The organism is Clostridioides sp. GD02404 (assembly GCF_045898275.1).
Taxonomy (GTDB): Bacteria; Bacillota; Clostridia; order Peptostreptococcales; family Peptostreptococcaceae; genus Clostridioides; species Clostridioides difficile_A.
On the sequence record NZ_JBJOCA010000059.1, the window covers coordinates 1 to 2967 of the forward strand.

At 49.1% G+C, this 2967-nt stretch carries 1 rRNA gene; it reads right to left on the reverse strand.

Annotation, left to right across the window (positions count from 1 at the left end):
- Positions 1 to 12: 12 nt before the first annotated feature.
- Positions 13 to 2909: ribosomal RNA gene (locus tag Q3287_RS19315) — 23S ribosomal RNA — on the reverse strand.
- Between the last annotated feature and the right edge of the window lie 58 nt (positions 2910 to 2967).

Sequence of the window (2967 nt, forward strand, 5' to 3'; positions counted from 1 at the left end):
ACATCAAATAATTTGGTCAAGTCCTCGACCTATTAGTATCGATAAGCTAAATACATTGCTGCACTTACACCTTCGACCTATCAACCAGATAGTCTTTCTGGGGTCTTACCCTTGCGGTGGGAAATCTTATCTTGAAGTTGGCTTCGCGCTTAGATGCTTTCAGCGCTTATCCATTCCGTACATAGCTACCCAGCCATGCCCTTGGCAGAACAACTGGTACACCAGAGGTACGTCCATCCCGGTCCTCTCGTACTAAGGACAGGTCTTCTCAAATTTCCTACGCCTGCGACGGATAGGGACCGAACTGTCTCACGACGTTCTGAACCCAGCTCGCGTACCACTTTAATGGGCGAACAGCCCAACCCTTGGGACCTACTACAGCCCCAGGATGTGATGAGCCGACATCGAGGTGCCAAACCTCCCCGTCGATGTGGACTCTTGGGGGAGATAAGCCTGTTATCCCCAGGGTAGCTTTTATCCGTTGAGCGATGGCCCTTCCACGCAGAACCACCGGATCACTAAGTCCGATTTTCATCCTTGCTCGACCTGTATGTCTTGCAATCAAGCTCTCTTTTGCCTTTACACTCTACGTACGATTTCCGACCGTACTGAGAGAACCTTTGAGCGCCTCCGTTACCTTTTGGGAGGCGACCGCCCCAGTCAAACTGCCCACCTGACAGTGTCCCAAGACCAGATTCATGGCCTATGGTTAGAGTCCCAGTACTACAAGGGTGGTATCCCAAGGATGGCTCCGCCAAAACTGGCGTCCTGGTTTCAAAGCCTCCCACCTATCCTGTACATGTAGTACCAAGACCCAATGTCAAGCTACAGTAAAGCTCCATGGGGTCTTTCCGTCCTGTCGCAGGTATCCGGCATCTTCACCGGAATTACAATTTCACCGAGTCTGTTGTTGAGACAGTGCCCAAATCGTTACGCCTTTCGTGCGGGTCGGAACTTACCCGACAAGGAATTTCGCTACCTTAGGACCGTTATAGTTACGGCCGCCGTTTACTGGGGCTTAAGTTCACTGCTTCGATTGCTCTAACAGATCCCCTTAACCTTCCAGCACCGGGCAGGCGTCAGCTCCTATACATCGTCTTGCGACTTAGCAGAAACCTATGTTTTTGGTAAACAGTCGCTTGGGCCTATTCTCTGCGGCCACCGGATGGTGGCACCCCTTATCCCTAAGTTACGGGGTCATTTTGCCGAGTTCCTTAACAACAGTTCTCTCGCGGGCCTTAGGATACTCTCCTCACCCACCTGTGTCGGTTTGCGGTACGGGTACCTTTAACCTCGATAGAGACTTTTCTTGACAGTGTGAAATCAGCTACTTCGCTACTAAATTTCGCTCCCCATCACATCCCAGCATTATCAAAGCGGATTTACCTACTCTGACTGCCTCAATGCTTGGGCACACATAACCAACAGTGTGCTTAGCTTATCCTACTGTGTCATCCCATCTCTCAAACGGTTATCGGTAGTACAGGAATATCAACCTGTTGTCCATCACCTACGCCTTTCGGCCTCAGCTTAGGTCCCGACTAACCCAGGGCGGACGAACCTTCCCCTGGAAACCTTGGGTTTACGGCCTGTGGGATTCTCACCCACATCTCGCTACTCATGCCAACATTCTCACTCCCATACTGTCCACATGTCCTTACGGTCATGCTTCAACCCGTATGGGAAGCTCCCCTACCCATCATAATGATGCCGTAGCTTCGGTAGTAAGTTTTAGCCCCGGAAATCTTCGGCGCAGGATCACTCGACCAGTGAGCTATTACGCACTCTTTGAATGAGTGGCTGCTTCTAAGCCAACATCCTGGTTGTCTGTGCAATCCCACATCCTTTACCACTTAACTTACATTTAGGGACCTTAGCTGACGATCTGGGCTGTTGCCCTTTCGACTATGAATCTTATCACCCACAGTCTGACTCCCAAGTATAAGATGACGGCATTCGGAGTTTGATAGTCTTCGGTAGGTGCAATACCCCCTAGGACATTCAGTGCTCTACCTCCGTATCTCTCACCTTGAGGCTAGCCCTAAAGCTATTTCGGGGAGAACCAGCTATCTCCGGGCTCGATTGGAATTTCACCGCTACCCACAAGTCATCCCCGAGCTTTTCAACGCTCGTGGGTTCGGACCTCCACGAAATTTTACTTTCGCTTCATCCTGCTCATGGGTAGGTCGCCCGGTTTCGGGTCTACGTCAAGTAACTGAACGCTCAGTTAAAACTCGCTTTCGCTACGGCTCCACACCTTAAGTGCTTAACCTTGCTACTTAACGTAACTCGTTGGCCCGTTCTACAAAAAGTACGCGGTCACACAAGAAATGTGCTTCCACAGCTTGTAAGTGCAGGGTTTCAGGTTCTATTTCACTCCCCTCCCGGGGTTCTTTTCACCTTTCCCTCACGGTACTATACGCTATCGGTCACTAGGTAGTATTTAGCCTTGGAGGGTGGTCCCTCCTGCTTCCCACAGGGTTTCACGTGTCCCGTGGTACTCTGGATCATATCTAAAGTTTTCTCGTTTAACATACAGGACTATTACCTTCTGTGGTGGGTCTTTCCAAACCTCTTCAATTACGATACCTCTTCGTTATGATATGTCCGCAACCCCAATAAAGAAAACTTTATTGGTTTGGGCTCTTCCGCGTTCGCTCGCCGCTACTTACGGAATCGAATTTCTTTCTCTTCCTTCAGGTACTTAGATGTTTCAGTTCCCTGAGTTCCCCTCATTAAGCTATGTATTCACTTAATGATACTTAGACATTACTCTAAGTGAGTTTCCTCATTCGGAAATCTTCGGATCAAAGTTTACGTGCAACTCCCCGAAGCTTATCGCAGCTTATCACGTCCTTCATCGGCTCCTAGTGCCAAGGCATCCGCCCTGCACCCTTAATAACTTGACCAGTTAAAAAGGTTTGATAGATTAAAGTCTATCAACTTGATAATTTTTAAAAGTTATCA